The sequence below is a fragment of the Mesorhizobium sp. M0047 genome (assembly GCF_040323315.1).
GTDB lineage: Bacteria > Pseudomonadota > Alphaproteobacteria > Rhizobiales > Rhizobiaceae > Mesorhizobium.
This window is the reverse complement of the sequence record NZ_JAMYUW010000043.1, coordinates 48,710-63,214: the sequence shown is the minus strand read 5'-3', so window position 1 is coordinate 63,214 and position 14,505 is coordinate 48,710. Positions and strand designations below refer to the sequence as shown.

13 protein-coding genes and 3 pseudogenes are annotated in these 14,505 nt (G+C 59.5%); 9 read left to right on the top strand and 7 right to left on the bottom strand.

Annotated elements, in window-relative coordinates:
• Window positions 1-56: 56 nt before the first annotated feature.
• Window positions 57-440: pseudogene (locus NKJ89_RS29305) on the top strand (EamA family transporter); the annotation flags it as partial.
• Window positions 406-888, top strand: a complete 483-nt coding sequence (locus NKJ89_RS29300; RefSeq protein WP_352607656.1) for an ATP-dependent DNA ligase — start codon at window positions 406-408, stop codon at window positions 886-888. The pseudogene NKJ89_RS29305 and the gene NKJ89_RS29300, both read left to right, overlap by 35 nt.
• Before the next feature lie 85 nt (window positions 889-973).
• On the opposite strand, the gene ligD is transcribed toward NKJ89_RS29300, so the two are convergent.
• Together ligD and NKJ89_RS29290 are read right to left on the bottom strand one after the other, a co-directional pair.
• Complete coding sequence (gene ligD, locus NKJ89_RS29295) at window positions 974-2,752, bottom strand: DNA ligase D (RefSeq protein ID WP_502904176.1); 1,779 nt, start codon at window positions 2,750-2,752, stop codon at window positions 974-976.
• A gap of 123 nt (window positions 2,753-2,875) precedes the next feature.
• Window positions 2,876-4,327 carry a sensor histidine kinase gene (locus NKJ89_RS29290; protein ID WP_352607654.1) on the bottom strand — a complete coding sequence of 484 codons (1,452 nt, stop codon included), beginning with the start codon at window positions 4,325-4,327 and terminating at the stop codon, window positions 2,876-2,878.
• A 1,144-nt stretch (window positions 4,328-5,471) separates the two neighbouring features.
• On the opposite strand from NKJ89_RS29290, the gene NKJ89_RS29285 reads away from it, so the two are divergent.
• Both NKJ89_RS29285 and NKJ89_RS29280 read left to right on the top strand, forming a co-directional pair.
• Window positions 5,472-5,777, top strand: a complete 306-nt coding sequence (locus NKJ89_RS29285) for a DUF982 domain-containing protein (RefSeq protein ID WP_352607652.1) — start codon at window positions 5,472-5,474, stop codon at window positions 5,775-5,777.
• 20 nt (window positions 5,778-5,797) lie between these two features.
• A complete protein-coding gene (locus tag NKJ89_RS29280; protein ID WP_352607650.1) occupies window positions 5,798-6,082 on the top strand; it encodes a DUF982 domain-containing protein in 285 nt (94 codons plus the stop codon).
• 576 nt (window positions 6,083-6,658) lie between these two features.
• On the opposite strand, the gene NKJ89_RS29275 is transcribed toward NKJ89_RS29280, so the two are convergent.
• Window positions 6,659-7,531, bottom strand: a complete 873-nt coding sequence (locus NKJ89_RS29275) for an SDR family oxidoreductase (RefSeq protein WP_352607648.1) — start codon at window positions 7,529-7,531, stop codon at window positions 6,659-6,661.
• 733 nt (window positions 7,532-8,264) lie between these two features.
• Between NKJ89_RS29275 and NKJ89_RS29270 the strand changes: the two genes are divergently transcribed.
• Window positions 8,265-8,774 carry a ferritin-like domain-containing protein gene (locus NKJ89_RS29270; RefSeq protein WP_352607646.1) on the top strand — a complete coding sequence of 170 codons (510 nt, stop codon included), beginning with the start codon at window positions 8,265-8,267 and terminating at the stop codon, window positions 8,772-8,774.
• A gap of 62 nt (window positions 8,775-8,836) precedes the next feature.
• Here NKJ89_RS29270 and NKJ89_RS29265 read toward each other — a convergent pair whose 3' ends face one another.
• The 3 genes and pseudogenes from NKJ89_RS29265 to NKJ89_RS29255 all read right to left on the bottom strand — a co-directional run.
• Window positions 8,837-9,214 carry a hypothetical protein gene (locus NKJ89_RS29265; protein WP_352607644.1) on the bottom strand — a complete coding sequence of 126 codons (378 nt, stop codon included), beginning with the start codon at window positions 9,212-9,214 and terminating at the stop codon, window positions 8,837-8,839.
• A gap of 226 nt (window positions 9,215-9,440) precedes the next feature.
• Window positions 9,441-10,253 carry an SIR2 family NAD-dependent protein deacylase gene (locus tag NKJ89_RS29260; protein ID WP_352607642.1) on the bottom strand — a complete coding sequence of 271 codons (813 nt, stop codon included), beginning with the start codon at window positions 10,251-10,253 and terminating at the stop codon, window positions 9,441-9,443.
• A gap of 544 nt (window positions 10,254-10,797) precedes the next feature.
• A pseudogene (locus tag NKJ89_RS29255) lies at window positions 10,798-11,232 on the bottom strand (transposase); the annotation flags it as partial.
• Window positions 11,233-11,405: 173 nt separating this feature from the next.
• Here NKJ89_RS29255 and NKJ89_RS29250 point away from each other — a divergent pair.
• Entirely contained in the window at window positions 11,406-11,609 is a 204-nt protein-coding gene (locus NKJ89_RS29250; RefSeq protein WP_352607640.1) for a CsbD family protein, read from the top strand.
• Window positions 11,610-11,827: 218 nt separating this feature from the next.
• Here NKJ89_RS29250 and NKJ89_RS29245 read toward each other — a convergent pair whose 3' ends face one another.
• Window positions 11,828-12,133, bottom strand: a complete 306-nt coding sequence (locus NKJ89_RS29245) for a hypothetical protein (protein WP_352607638.1) — start codon at window positions 12,131-12,133, stop codon at window positions 11,828-11,830.
• Window positions 12,134-12,577: 444 nt separating this feature from the next.
• On the opposite strand from NKJ89_RS29245, the gene NKJ89_RS29240 reads away from it, so the two are divergent.
• The 3 genes and pseudogenes from NKJ89_RS29240 (at window position 12,578) to NKJ89_RS29230 (ending at window position 14,302) form a co-directional block, all read left to right on the top strand.
• Window positions 12,578-13,048 carry an Hsp20 family protein gene (locus NKJ89_RS29240; RefSeq protein ID WP_352607636.1) on the top strand — a complete coding sequence of 157 codons (471 nt, stop codon included), beginning with the start codon at window positions 12,578-12,580 and terminating at the stop codon, window positions 13,046-13,048.
• 75 nt (window positions 13,049-13,123) lie between these two features.
• Window positions 13,124-13,620 (top strand): annotated as a pseudogene (locus tag NKJ89_RS29235) (Hsp20/alpha crystallin family protein).
• Window positions 13,621-13,693: 73 nt separating this feature from the next.
• On the top strand, window positions 13,694-14,302 hold the full coding sequence (locus NKJ89_RS29230) for an NADH dehydrogenase ubiquinone Fe-S protein 4 (protein WP_352607634.1): 609 nt from the start codon (window positions 13,694-13,696) through the stop codon (window positions 14,300-14,302).
• Window positions 14,303-14,505: the final 203 nt, after the last annotated feature.

Genomic DNA, 14,505 nt, shown 5'->3' with positions numbered 1-14,505 from the left:
GATGCGCACCGAGCGCCAGTATTTTCAAACCACTCTCTCCCCGGAAATGGAAAAACGTGCCGAACGGAATCCTGCTCGCCCTGATCGCCTATGCAAGCTATTCGGGCAGCGATGCCGTTGTCAAAAGCCTGGGCGGACAGCTGTCGGTCTTCGAGATCGGATTTTTCATAACCCTGTTTGCAGGTTTCTTCCTCATCTTCACGCGCCCAGCGGACGAACGCTGGCGTGATTTCTGGCGCACAAGGCGGCCTTGGGCGGTGCAGGCGCGTGCGTGGGCGGGAATCGCTTCCGGCGTGCTTAGCGTCTATGCCTTCACAACCATTCCGCTGGCGGAGTGCTACGCCCTGATCTTCCTGGCGCCGCTCTGCGTCACCATTCTCTCCGTGGCGATTCTCGGGGAGAAGGTTGGCCCGTGGCGCTGGCTGGCGGTGGTCGCCGGGCAAGATCATCTTCGTTGCCTTCGACCTGCTGCATCTGAACGGCAAGGACTCGCGGCGTGAACCCCTGTGGCAAAGGAGGGAGCGCTTGCTGGAATTGATCGGCCCGGGTGATGGCGTCCTTCAATACAGTCAACACATCTCGGGAGGCGGGGCCGAGTTCTACGCGGCGGTTGATCGTTTGGACCTTGAAGGCATGGTGTCGAAGCGGCCGGGCAGCGTTTACGTTTCATCCTTGGGAAGCGCCATTTTGGTCTACATGGCGACCAAGGACTTCCTACCCGATCTGTGGCCGGCTGATCTGAACAACCGGCGGATGGGCTGCGCTGTGCTGCGTTGGAAAGCGGGGCTGATGTCGGCTGCGAACGCTGTTCGCGTCCTAAGAAACCCGTCATTGGAGACCGAGGCGGAACTACCTGGCGCCCTTAGGGCACTCTTTGCTTTGCTTTGATCATAGAGGACAGGAAGAATCGTCCTACGAAGGCGCCTAGTGCCGCTGTTCAGTTCCCGTCCGGCGTCTCCACAAACCCTGCGATTCAAGCCGCCTTTCTGGCAACTGCCCTGAACGGATGGTCGATCGTAAAGGCATCAGGTCGGATCCGTTGCTCAATCTGGCTCCAGGTTACCGGATGGGCGATTGGGAAGCCGGGCCGCGCTCTTGGCGAGAAGGCCCCAACGGCAGTGTTGCCGCGCCCGTTGCGAAGGTAATCGATGAAGATGCGGCCCCTTCTGGCTGCCGGCGCGGCGGAAAGCAGGTAACGATCCGGATGCATTTCGGCGAGCCGATTGGCCAAAGACCGGGCAAGGAGCCGGGCCTTGTCGTGCGTGATCTTTGCCCCAAGCGGGGCCATCAGGTGAATGCCCTTGCCACCGGTCACCTTCGGCCAGCTCTCCAAACCTTCCGCTTCCATGATGTCGCGGAGCGTCAGCGCGGTCCCAACGACTTCATCCCAGTCGACCCCCTTACCGGGGTCGAGATCCAGAACAATGCGGTCAGCATGCTCAATGTCATCAAGTGTGGCGTTCCACGGATGCAGTTCCACAGCGTCCATCTCGACCAGTCCCAGCAAGCCGGCAAGGTCGTCCACCCACACGCGCACACCTTCGCCACCCTCACGCTTCTGGACCCGCAACTGATGCACGGCGGCCGGAATTTTCGGCAACGCGCCCTTGTGGTAGAAGGTTGCGCCAAGTGCGTGGCGGACCAGCTTCAGCGGTCTGTGGCCGAGATGGGCGAGTGCCTGATCCGCAACCCTCTCCCAGTAACGCGCAAGCTCTTCCTTGGAGGGCGAGACCGCTTCGGGCAGCAATTGCAGAATGTTCTCGCTGGGAACGCCATGTTTCCGGATTGGCCCGCGTCGCTTGGATCGGGCTGGAGGCTTGGCCGGGATCGGCACGAGGTCTTCGCGCAGACCCTTGAACACGGCCTCGCGCAGCACGCCGCGATCAGTGACGCCGCTGAATTGCACCTCGGCCAGAACGTCCGGTCTCACCCAGGTCGCCTTGGGTTTCACAATGGGCTCTGACAAAGGCGACTTGCTGATGATCAGCGGGTCAAGCCGCTCTCGAACGGATTGGGCAGCGCTCAAGGTGTACCCGCTTCTCGCTTTCCCGGCATAGAGCAGTCGGTCGCCCTCGCGGCGCCCGATGTAGAGCGATGCAATGCGGCGCGGGCGAGCGCCGAGTTTCTCGACAAAAGCGACGATGGGAAAGGTATCGCTCTTGACGCATTTGACCTTGAGCCAACTGGTCTGGACGCCCGAGCGGTAGGTGCCATCAACGCGCTTGGATACGATACCCTCCAATCCCATCCGGCAGGCATGTTGAAACACCTCTTTGCCACTCACCTCCAGATGTTCGGCATAGGTCAGTGTCGGCGCAGTGTCCCTCAGCAGCTTTTCCAGCGCTGCCTTGCGGCTCATTAGCGGCTGTTGCCGAAGATCGCGCCCGTTAAGGTGGAGCAGGTCGAATGCGTAGAAGACGAGCCTCGCCGAGTCTGGATTGCCCAACTCCCTTTCCAGTGCTTGGTAATCCGGCAGGCCAGTGTTACCGAGAACGACAGCCTCCCCATCAATGATCGCGGTCTTCACCGGCAAGCCGGCAGCTGCTTGAACAATTCGTCGATATCGATGCGACCAGTCGTAGCCCCGGCGCGTGAAGGCTCGCGCTTTGCCGCTCTCAACGATCAGCTCGGTGCGGTAGCCGTCGTACTTGATCTCATGGATCCATTCGCCGCCCTCGGGTGCATTCGCGACCAGCGTCGGCGACTGAAACTCAACGAACGAGAGCCTAGTCTCCCCGGCCTTGGAACTCACGGCACGCTCCTGACATCGAACAAAAGCGTGCGGCAAGCGAATAGGTTCCAAGACATAGTTCACCGACCGCTTGTCCGGAAACTGCGTAAACGGGGCTGGGCTGCCCGCCACGTCACGCGGCCGTCAAGCGACCGAGCTATTGGCAGGGAAGGTTTCTACAAGGTCTGCTGGCGCCTCGAGCGTCCAGACCAGGCCGTTGGGGTGGTGCTGAATCCAGCCAGTCCCGCCCATGGCCTGCGGCGCCACACGTGTTAGCACCACTGTTCCAAAGCCGCTGTGCGCGACCTTTTCAATTTTGGAGTGGACCGTTTCGCTCCAGGTCAGCCTGAACAATTTCGTTTCGGCCGTTTCGATCCCCCAGGCCACCACTATTTGTCCTGACACACCTGCCAGGACGCCATATTTTGCCGAGTTCGTTGCCAATTCGTGGAACGCAATGCCGAGATGCTGAACCGCATTAGGACCAAGGACCACGGATGGCCCGGACATCGAGATGCGCTCTTCACTGCCAAAGGGCTTTAACTGTGCCAGCAGCAATTCGAAGACATTGGCGCCCCTCCAATCATCCGAGACGAGGAGATCATGCGAGGCAGAAAGTGCCATGATGCGCTCGCGAACGTCCCGTTCGAAGGCGTCCGGGTTCCTGGACCGCTTGTTGGTCTCCCGGATCATCGACAGAATCACAGCATACTGGTTTTTTACTCGATGATTGACTTCGCGCATCAACGCGCGAATGCGGTATTCGCTTTCTTTGGCAGCTGAAATGTCGCGGGCGATCTTCGACGCCCCGACGATGCGTCCTGCCCCATCGCGCACCGGCGATATCGTCAGGGAGACGGGAACGAGGCTTCCGTCCTTGCGACGACGAAACGTCTCGTAGCTCTCAACCCGCTCGCCGTTGCGAATACGGTCTAGGATATAGACCTCCTCGTCTTGCCGGTCGGCGGGAATAAGCATGGTGATCGGCTTTCCTATCGCCTCGGAGGCTGGGTAGCGAAAGAGTCGTTCAGCACCGTGATTCCAACTTTTTATCACCCCGTTCAGGTCCTTGCTTACGATCGCATCGAACGAGGACTCGACGATGGCCGATAGATGCTGGCGGACTTCTTCCGCTTGCCGCCGCTCACTGAGGTCGACGAGCAAATTGATAGCCCCGACCAGTTCACCGGTCTCGTCCCGCAAGGGTGTCGGGAAGGGCAGGAAAGGAAAGAGCGTACCGTCGGGCCGCTGTGCGATAGCCTCCTGATTGCGGATCGGGCGGTTCTCCTTCAACGCCACGGCCATCGGACAATCTTCATGCGGTAGAGGATTGCCGTCGGGAGTGAACAGGCGAAACGTCACGCACCACTCGTCTACTCCAATCTGCGGCTCGCGCCCAGCAAGTTCGGCCGCCGCGCGATTGTAGAAGGTGATCTTGCCAGACCGATCCGTTGTGTAGATGGCGACGGGAAGCGCCTCGAGAACTTGGTGAAACAGATTGTCTTTGCGGAGCAGGGCCCGTTCAAGCTCGCCGATTGCGAGAGCTGGCCGGCAGCTATCGTCCTTTGAGGCCAGGCTTCCCGGTTCCAATTCCATATTAGTGCTGAAATCCGAATGCTACCGCCCTAATCTTGGAGACTCACGTCCCGCGACCCCGAACGCGGCTGGGGGGGTATGGTTCCATAAGCTCCCCTTCAAATACAGCGTGAATTCACCTCAGGGAAGTTGGAGGTCCCAGCAGTCGCACGGTAGAAGGACTTATCGACAGTGATAGCCCCATTGGTGAGTGGGTCGGCTTTCGCCGGAGCATGACGTGGATCGAGCCGAGAACGAAGTGCAGCAATTGATTGGCAAACGATGCGGAGATCACACGTCGCAGACGATCAAATCCGCCAGCGATCTGTGTGAAGACGGCTGATTTCGTCGCCGCAAATGTGGAAACAAGGCGCGGCGGCTTGCGCACAGTCCAGGTGAGGTAGCGAATTGAGCCGCGTGCGCATCGTCACGTTGATCGCGAACCGACGCGCGAGCACCCCAATAACCGCCAAACCCCGGCGAGCCTAAGGCTGGGCCTACTCCTTCCTGCTTAATTGCGTGATAACCAATATCCCGCTACTTTCAAATCCTAGCGCGTGACCGGTGCGACGGGTTGTCATGTGTCCCCTCAACAGTCCCTCGCCGCGCCGGTCATCTCTTGCGCCGATGGGACGGGCGGTTCACGTTCGGCCACATATCGCCGGTCTCGCGCTTCAGCATGCCTATGGCGCGTCGGGAAAGCCCAGCGCCTTCCACCCGAAGGCAATCGTGTCGTTGCGATCGGTGCCATCGCTGCCGAAGCACGTGCGCATACAGTACGACCCGATGCGACAGGCCTCGCCGTACTTTCGTCGGAGAAGGTCTTCTGGCCAAACGAGGTCAGTCTCGACGTCGTCCTCGCCAAATCTTACGGCCGCCCCGGTCGCACCGCCAAGGACGAAACCAGCGCCAATATCGCCGAAGTCGCGGCCGTAGGCAGCTTCGATTATGTGGTGTGGGAGGGGCCTAGCTCATGGCCTGACCAACCGTTTTTCCGAGCTGCAGGTCAACGCAGGAACCGAGGAATTTTGTCGGATGGCGCCACTGGCTTCATGCGAGTCTTGACATCGAAAATCGGCCTTCACATATTTTGCGCAGGTCGCTGCCGGTTGCTGGGGTGACCATCCTCAACCACCTGAAATCGTTCAGACAATTGGAGGTTTCGATGAGCGTGAGAACATTTGAGAGTCCCGTGTTCGTGAGAGCTTCGGAAGATCTCATTCAAGAGATCGCTTGCCTTGAGGATGCTTTCGACTTCCTCGACGAATGGCCGAAGCATCGGCGCGGCATGGTCTATGAGACGGCAAAGCGCGCCTGTCACCGCGCCTTCGATGGTCTCATACCGTTGAAAGTCGCGCGCGATGCGTTCGCCGGCTTTGCCCGCTCCGTGAAGATCCTTGAGGACGTCGCAACGACGATGCCTTGGATCACGCCAAGACAGTCGGGAGAGACGGGCGGCGTTGCCGCCTGACTGCTCGGAGGGAGGAAACCATGCTTTCTCAGCCCTTCGAAAAGCCCGTTCGCGTCTGGGTCGGACTTGGCTTCCACAGGCAGCTGAACTCGGTCGTGGATGCCTACCAGTTCGTCACAGAGTGGTGCGGGAACAGTCCTGAACAAAGGGCGGCGATCCGCGCCTGTAAGGCCGCATTGGCCGGCGAGATCGACGTGGAGTCTGCGCGTGGCAGTGTTCTGCAGTTCGCCAGGAAGAAAGACATCCTAGTCGAAGACGGCATGATGCCGCCGGTCACTGCTGCCGAGCAGCTGCTGCAAGCTTGATCCGGGTGACTTCAGAGGCGGCGGCCATCGGGCCGCCGCCCAAAAAGTTGCGTCGTGCGAAAACGCCCGCGTCGATGCGCCCGCATAGGTTACTGGCGGTCATGAGCGGGCGTCGCAGAATGCCGGAAGCCATTTTGGAGCCGGTAAGGTTAAGGAGTGCCGCTTCCAATGGAGGATATGCCAATGAGAACACTTTCGACTTCGGTTCCAGTTTCGGAGCGCTCCTATGACCGCTTCGAGCGCCGTGTCCCCTCACCTAGGTGGACAAGATCGATGCCCGCTTCAGAAATGTTGTCTTTCGGCGACCGATCGCAGCGGCAGGGCCAGCTCCCTGCCCCGCCGCAGAAGCGACGGTGGAACAAACCCGCAGTCCATGAGCGCAGCAAGGAGGGTCGTGCCGATCTTATCGCTGGCAGCGTCATTCGGGCTCCTTTTCGCGTTGATCGGCCGAGCGGCGGAGTGACCTTTAACTCTGGAAAGCAACGCAAGCGAAATTCGTCACAACAGCTGCGCCCGCGCCCGACCAGAGCGCTATTCCCGATACGCGACCTTGCCTTCTCACCCCGAGACAATTCATTAAAGCATCGGCCTTCCGCCAGTGACCTCGTAAAGGGCGCCGGTCGTATAGCTGGCACCGTCCGAGGCCAGAAGCACATAGGTGGCCGCGAGCTCGGCCGGCTGGCCAGGGCGCTTAAGCGGTGTATTCTTGCCGAACTCCTTTACCTTTTCGGCCGGCATCGTCGAAGGGATCAACGGCGTCCAGATCGGCCCCGGCGCGACGGCATTGACCCGGATGCCGCGCTCCGCGACCAGTCCGGCCAGCCCGGCGGTAAAATTCGCTATCGCCCCCTTGGTGGTGGCGTAGGCGAGCAATGTAGGTGAGGGGCTGGTGGCGTTGATAGACGACGTGTTGATAATGGCGGAGCCGGGTCTCATCACCTTCACGGCCTCCTGTGAGAGGTAGAACATCGGATAGATGTTCGTCCTGAAGGTGAGATCCCACTCCTCGGCCGTGATATCCTCCAGTCTTTCGAATGTCGCCTGATGCGCGGCGTTGTTGACCAGGATGTCGAGCCGGCCGCATTCATCCATGGCACGCTTGATGAGCGAGCGTGCAAAACGTTCGTCGCTGATGTCGCCGCGCGCGATCACAGGCTTGCGGCCGGCATCCTCGACCCATCGGGCCGTTTCCTTCGCGTCTTCGTCCTCCTCAAGATAGGAGATGATCACATCCGCGCCCTCGCGGGCGAAGGCGATTGAGACCGCACGTCCGATGCCCGAGTCCGCGCCAGTGACCAGCGCAACGCGGTCCGTCAGTTTGCCGCTGCCGCGATAGCTCTGCTCGCCATGGTCTGGGCGGGGATTCATCTCGTCGGTGTAGCCGGGCATATCCTGCTGCTGTTCAGGCATGGGTGGCCGAGGATGATTCTGCCGGGGATTATTCTGCATGCTCAGCTCCTTTGGCTCGAGTTTGGGTTTCAATGCTGGGAGTCCGTGATAGGGCCTGAGCGCCGCCTTTGTGCTCGGGCGGCGAACCGCGCCTTGCGGTACCACTTTCGGCTTCGTTCAGATCGTTCTCATTCTTCGTGGCCATCGACCGATTTCCTCCGGCAGTCGCACATGGCGACCGCAGCGATCCACACACGTCAATGATTTCTCCTAACCGGTTTGAAAGCGGAGTGTTCCACTCGCCGTGCGTTCTGCGTTCAGAATTCATGGGACGGGTTCAATGTCGCCAAGCCGAATGGTCCGAGACTTTTGGCACAGCCGGCACAGGGAGGATCCTTGCCAATCGACGTTGTCGCAGGGATCTCAGGGCGAGAGTCTCTGTGCAGATCTGGCGCTGGAAAGCATCGGCGAAGGCGACAGACGAAGCGTCGACTCTGCTTGGGAAAGACATGGTTGGCCGACGCGCATGACCGCGCGCGGAATACCACGCCGACGCAAAACTCATTGAAGAGACCATCCCTGGTCGAACGCCGTGACGGCCCGCCAAGCCACAGTCGTGCTGCGAACGGAATTCCAGACAGCCGGCAAACGCGCGGCAAAGTGTTGAAGGCGCGAGCGCAGAACCGCCAGGCTAGGCTGGTGGCGGGCTGCCCAGAAGTCTTTCGACGGTCCGGCCGTTTCAGGAACAATATGTCCTTTTGCAAGTTTGGAGCGCTTATGAAGGAGCAACGAAATGTCAGAATCGCGCGAATGGTTTGTGCAGTGGCTCAGGGATGCTCATGCCATGGAGGAGCAAGCTGAGACCATGCTCAACGGGCAAGTGAGCCGTATAGAAAATTATCCTGAGCTCAGCAGCCGAATTCGGCAACATCTCGAAGAGACGGTGCAGCAGGCCGCTCGGCTCAAGACCTGCCTCGACCGCATCGGGCAAGGACCCTCCAGGCTGAAGGATGCCGGTGGAAAGCTGACAGCGATGGCGCAATCAATGAGCGGCATCTTCGCTGGCGACGAGGTCATGAAAGGATCGCTTGCGAGCTACACGTTCGAGCACATGGAGATCGCCTCCTACACAATTCTCATCGCCGCTGCTCGATCCCTGGGTGAGACCGAGGTCGCGCGCGTATGCGAGCAGAACCTGCGAGAAGAAATCGCCATGGCCGACTGGTTGAAAGACCATCTCCCGTCTACGACCGAGCGCTTCCTTGCGCGAGCCGATACGCAAAGCGAGAGCGCTAAGCGCTGACCATCGTCGACACTTGCTTGCCACTTGGCCTCCGTAGCCTGGCCATCCCACGATCCCCCGGCTCAGATGCTTGCTTGAAAACAGGTCCGGGCAAGAAGCGTGCAGTCCGAAGGTGGCTGCCGGTTCTGCTGCTGCGATGGAAAACCAAGACGATCGCGGGATCCGCCCGCGCCGGCCGTAATCTTGCGGCTGTTGCGGGAAGCGAGCAAATCAGAGTTTTCCCGCTTGACCGAGCCGGGATCCAAGATCGCGGCGACAGCGCATCCAGGATCGCGCCCGATCTCCGTTAGCTTCGGCTCGCCATCGTGAACGTCGTCTTCTTCGGCCTGCCCGAGGGCGGTGACCGCAAATAAGTGGTGACCGACACGGGGTTGCCGATCGCGAAGCAGCTTGGCAGATGTCGCGGAGAGGCGCTTCCGCAACGGCGCGCCCAGCGGCAATCGTCCTCACTTGGACATTTCGGCCGCGTCGGCACGGTTCCTTCCAGAGCAGATTCGATGCTTCGCCGTTTCGCCGCAGTCGAGATCTGGGCGCCATTCAGCCACCGTCGAAAAACGGCGCATCTTATCGGCAGCTCTGAACCCACGAGCGCTCTATCTTGGGGCGGACACGTTCGATGGACCGGAACGCCCATGCATGCGTGCGCGGCATACACCAGGCCTCCCGTCATTTCGCTTCGGCGATCTTGCTGAGAAAAGCTGCCAAGCTCTGCTGCGGATCCTCATCGTCCCCAGCCACGACGTTGAGCCCCCAGCGTCCTAGGACCGCCTCCTGAACCACGTTCGGGCCCGGCATGAACACGAATGACTTTGGACGGTCCCGCTCGTAACCCGATAGGCGCCAGGTCTGCCACAGACGGTGCAACAGCAGGCGGATGTTCATATCCGACATGCTGTAGCCGATGAACAGGATGGTGCGCCCCAGTGCATCTGCCCGGAATTTCACATCAAGTGGTGAGTCGAATGAAAGCCGGTCAAAATAGTCCGTCTCTGCCAACACAAGGGAAGTGTCGTCGTCAAAATCGCCATGGTATTTGATGATCTGTGTCAGGTCGCCGTTGACTTTGGCGATGTCTTTCGCGTTGGCGATTTTGACGAACGGCCGGCCATAGATCTCGAAAGCAGCTTCCAGGTTTCGATCGTAATTGGTGGTGTAGATGATCGGGAAATCGAGCGACACGATCAGCTTGTGGATCTCCGATCGCTTTACCTTGTCCCGAGAAACGCTCCACTCGCGGTCCATCCAGCTGCGCAGGGGGCCGATGCTGCCGTGCTTGAGGCGGTAGTATTCGGCAAGGGCCTGGTAGGTCGTGTCAGGCATGCCGACCGTCTGGTCGTCCAGGCCGAGATCATCTGCCATGTGCTCGATGAGTTTTCTCCACGGTGGCAAGCCGACGCTCATCGACACTCCAGCGCCAACAAACAGCATGGCTCTCCGCTTTTTCAGCGACCGCGCAATTTGTTCGAACACCGACTGCATGCCAGCAAACTGGCGAATGCCTCTTCTGTTCCAACCATTGTTTCCTCGACCACAGGCAAATCCGCAGTCGCTCGCCTGGACCGCCGCCGCAAAGCACGCGAAGAACAGAATCTTTTAGCCGGATGGCACTTTCGCGAACCGCACGCGTTGGAGAGTATTCGCGGTGCCCTCCGTCCCTGCGCGGGGCTTTTAGGACCCCGGTTTTATGGCAACTGTGGATGAGGGCAATTTTGGGCTCGCTGGTATTGGCGACGTTCCTGCGCGCTCTCGCGCGGGTGGGACATTCGCAACCCGATTAATCGGTCCCGTCAGCGAAACGATAGATAGATCGATGAGCAAAAAGGCTAAGCAATGCAGGCAGTCTCAGGCGGATCGTGAAAGAGCGATCGAGGCAAACTATTTTGCGCGCAAGTGCGGCCTCACCAAAGAAGAGGCTCTGAAGATGCTCAGGGATGCCCGCGTGAGCGGCTTCTCGGATCGTGTCCCTGGGAGTGGTGTAGCTGACGGCTTTGGTCGCCGTGCTCTCCGGCATTGGCCGGGCTGATCAGCGCGCCACGGCTGGCAAGCTGATCAGAGGATCATCGCTCATCTGCGACATCGTTTCCAGTGTCATGTATCTTGCGCGCTGGACGGCCCATTCATCGTTCTGTTCGAGCAGCAGGGCGCCGACGAGGCGCACGATCGCATCGTCGTTCGGGAAGATTCCGACGACCTCGGTGCGCCGCTTGATCTCGCCGTTGAGACGCTCGATCGGATTCGTCGAGTGGAGCTTGGCGCGATGTTCCTTCGGGAAGGTCATGTAGGCCAGCACGTCGGGCTCGGCGTCGTCCATGATTGTCGCCAATTTCGGCACCTTCGGCCGGATCTGGTCGGCGACGGTGCGCCATTGTACGGACGCGGCCTCGGGCGTCTCCTGGGCGAAAGCGGTGCCGATGAAGGCTGAGACGACCCTGCGGCCGCTCTTGCCGGCATGGGCCAGCATTTGGGCACGGATTTCTGCAGCGTCATGAGGGATCGCAAAGGCCTTTCGAGCGTAACGATCGTGCTGGTGGCAAGCACGGCGCGGTACCTATGTGAGCCCGCGTTTCAAAATCAGCAGGAACTTCTCTTACCGGATAACGTTTTCATTTCGGAAACCAGGAGAACACTGCCATGGATTGGGACCGCGTCGAAGGAAATTGGAAGCAGGTTAAGGGCAAGGTCAAGGAACAGTGGGGCAAACTTACGGACGACGACCTAGACCGCATCGGCGGTAAACGCGACCAACTGGAAGGCATCATTCAGGAGCGTTACGGCCTGGAGAAGGATCAGGTTCGCCGGGACATTGACGAGTGGTATGGCAGGCAAGGCTGGTAGACGGTTGCCGCGACGCTCGGACGGCGTAACAGATTTGTGGTATCCCTTCCTGGCCTCAAGCTCACGGCGTATTCCAGCTGCGGCGGACAGCTGATAAGCACCTATCGGCCGTCATTGGCGAGGCTTCGAGCGTTGCGTTGCCGGAACTCCGATCAGGACGTGCCGTTCACGGCGGAATTTCACGAGCGCATCGTGCGCAGAAACTTCCCTGTCCGGCTTCAACCCGCTTGAGCTCGGCGGTGCTTCTTCAGCCTGGTAATCGCCGCCTTGTCGACGGTAATCAGGCCTCCGCAATCAATCCGCACCGTCAATTTATCGGCTTCGCGATCGACGCGAGTAACATCTCCAACGAGAAGGACCTTATCTCCTGCTCGGGTTTTAGGTGGCGGATCGATCGCATAGGGATGGTTATATGATGGGATGCTTACTCTAGCGCGCCCGCTGGGGAGAACCGTGATCACCGTACTGGTCAGCGCCACTTCGTCACCGATCTCAAATTCCCGAGGCATGCTATGGTGCAACATGGGTTTCCTTCGGTGCTTTTTTTTAATAATGCTGGCAAACTGACTTGGTTGCGCGAAATCGTAGGTGAATGGCGGATGCCAAGAGAGCCGGTAGCGTGTGCGGCGAACTCATTTCTCACCGAGGCCCGCCAGCGTGAAATGTCCTTCCATCGAAACCACGCAGGACAGCGATCGAGGTGGAAGGCTGCAAAATCGCTTGGGGCGTGGTTTTCCTCATTGTCGAATTTGTTTTGATATATGGACACTAGCCTTCGGCCTTATGATCCGAAATCTACCGGGCACCGAAGAAATTTCACTGCTCGCTGAAAATTTTCCTATGCGCCCTCTTGAAGCCACAAGGTCCTGTTATAAATAGCTAATTGCCGGTCGCCAGATGGGGCCGGTAGAGCCTAGGAGGTTCTTAGGCCTTGTTGCAAACCATGTTGCTCAAAGGAGGATATGGCTATGAGGACAAACCTTGGTTTTGCCCCCCTGTTCCGGTCCAGCATCGGCTTCGACCGCGTCTTCGACATGCTGGAAAATGCGAGCCGCGTCACCGCGACAGACAATTGGCCGCCCTACGACATCGCCAAGACAGGTGAGGACGACTATCGCATCACCATGGCGGTCGCCGGCTTCTCGCAGGATCAGCTGACAATCACTCATCAGCCTAACCTGTTGGTTGTGAGTGGGTCGCAACCTGGCGAGGACAATGGCCAGTACCTCTATCGCGGCATTGCCGGGCCCGCTTTCGAGCGTCGGTTCGAACTGGCCGACCATGTGAAGGTCGTCGGCGCCAGCCTGGACAATGGGTTGCTGAACATCGATCTCAAGCGCGAGCTTCCCGAAGAGATGAAACCGCGCCGGATCGCCATCGCCGGCAGCACGGCAAAGGCAGCGCCGCGGCAGATCGAAGCCGAAAAGAACGCGGCCTGAAGTCAGCGTGAATCAGAAGCGACAGGCACCGGCAATCGTCCGGTGCCGCGCGATTGAACGTGGAGGTTAACGAAGATGAATATGCGTGATCTTATCCCGTGGGGCCGTAACAACAACCAGGCCCAGAGCATCTATAGCGGTGGCGATCCCTTTCTTTCGCTTCACCGCGAAGTGAATAGGCTCTTTGATGACGTGTTGAGGAGCTTCGAGACGCGCTTGCCTACTGCGGGGCAGCTTTCGCCTTTCGATGGCGGCTGGCCGAAGGTGGAGATTTCGGAGTCGGATAATGAGCTTCGCGTCACCGCCGAGGTTCCCGGTATGGAAGAGAAGGATATCGAAGTCCTGCTCGATGAGGACGTGCTGACCCTGCGTGGCGAGAAGCGGTCGGAGACCGAAGAGAAGGGCTATTCCGAGCGATTCTACGGCCACTTCGAGCGGCGCATCCCCCTCGGCTATGAAGTCGAGGATGACAACGTCAAGGCGCGTCCTTTGCCAATGGCGTTCTCACCCTGACGCTGCCGAAGAACCCGAATGCGCAGTCGAAGGTGAAGCGTATCCCCATCACCCACTGACGCATAGAGCAGGCCGGAGGCGGCACCTAGCTGCCTCCGGCGCATCCTTCGCTCCACGGGAGGGACGAATGAAGTGCAAGCAAGTGAAGTCACACCAGTCGTACAAAGTCTCGGCCCGGCAAACGACAACTGCGGGCGAGCGCTGTCATTCGGCAGATCCGAGTTCCCGCCTGATGCGGTCGCGCGGATCTACAAGCCTTGCCGGTCGGTCATGACCTCGGGCCGTGCGCGACCGAAAGGATGGCGGCTGGTGTTCGAGCGGCGTATCGCATCCGTCATCGAGCCCCTGATGGGTTACACCGGAAGCTGTGACACGCTGACCCAAGTGGAGCTCGATTTTTCGACGGCTCAGGCGGCCATCGACTATGCCGAACGTCAGGGCCTCGCGTACAGGGTTCAAGGAAGCCCGGCGGCCGAAAAATCCATTGTCGAACCTTCCGATGCTGAGAAGCGGCTGCAGCCCGGCGCGGATCTTGTCTGGAACCGCCTCCAGTTGGGGTTGCTACAGACCAGTTACGGCGCTGTTTCGCAGGCGTCGCATTATCGGCCCGCATTGACGGACCCGGAGCCACTTTTTGCCTCGTCGATGGAAGTTGTCGTCGACCCTCTTTTGACCGTCGAAGAGAAACGCGCCGTCCTGCGCAACTGGGCGTGGTCGCTGAGGACCAAATTAAGGCTTTAGAGCTTTTTGGGGGAATCCGGTGACATGCATAGATACACCCGACCGGGCCATTTGCAGCGGGCGTCGATCGGGTCGTGCTGTGGAAATCTTGTCGCCATGAGCGATGAACCGAGGTGACTTGCCGAAGGAACAGCGGTCCCGCGTGCGTCAGCGCGGATCGAAAATCACGTCTGCGAGTGCGACGCGGCGTGAAGCGTGCGCTT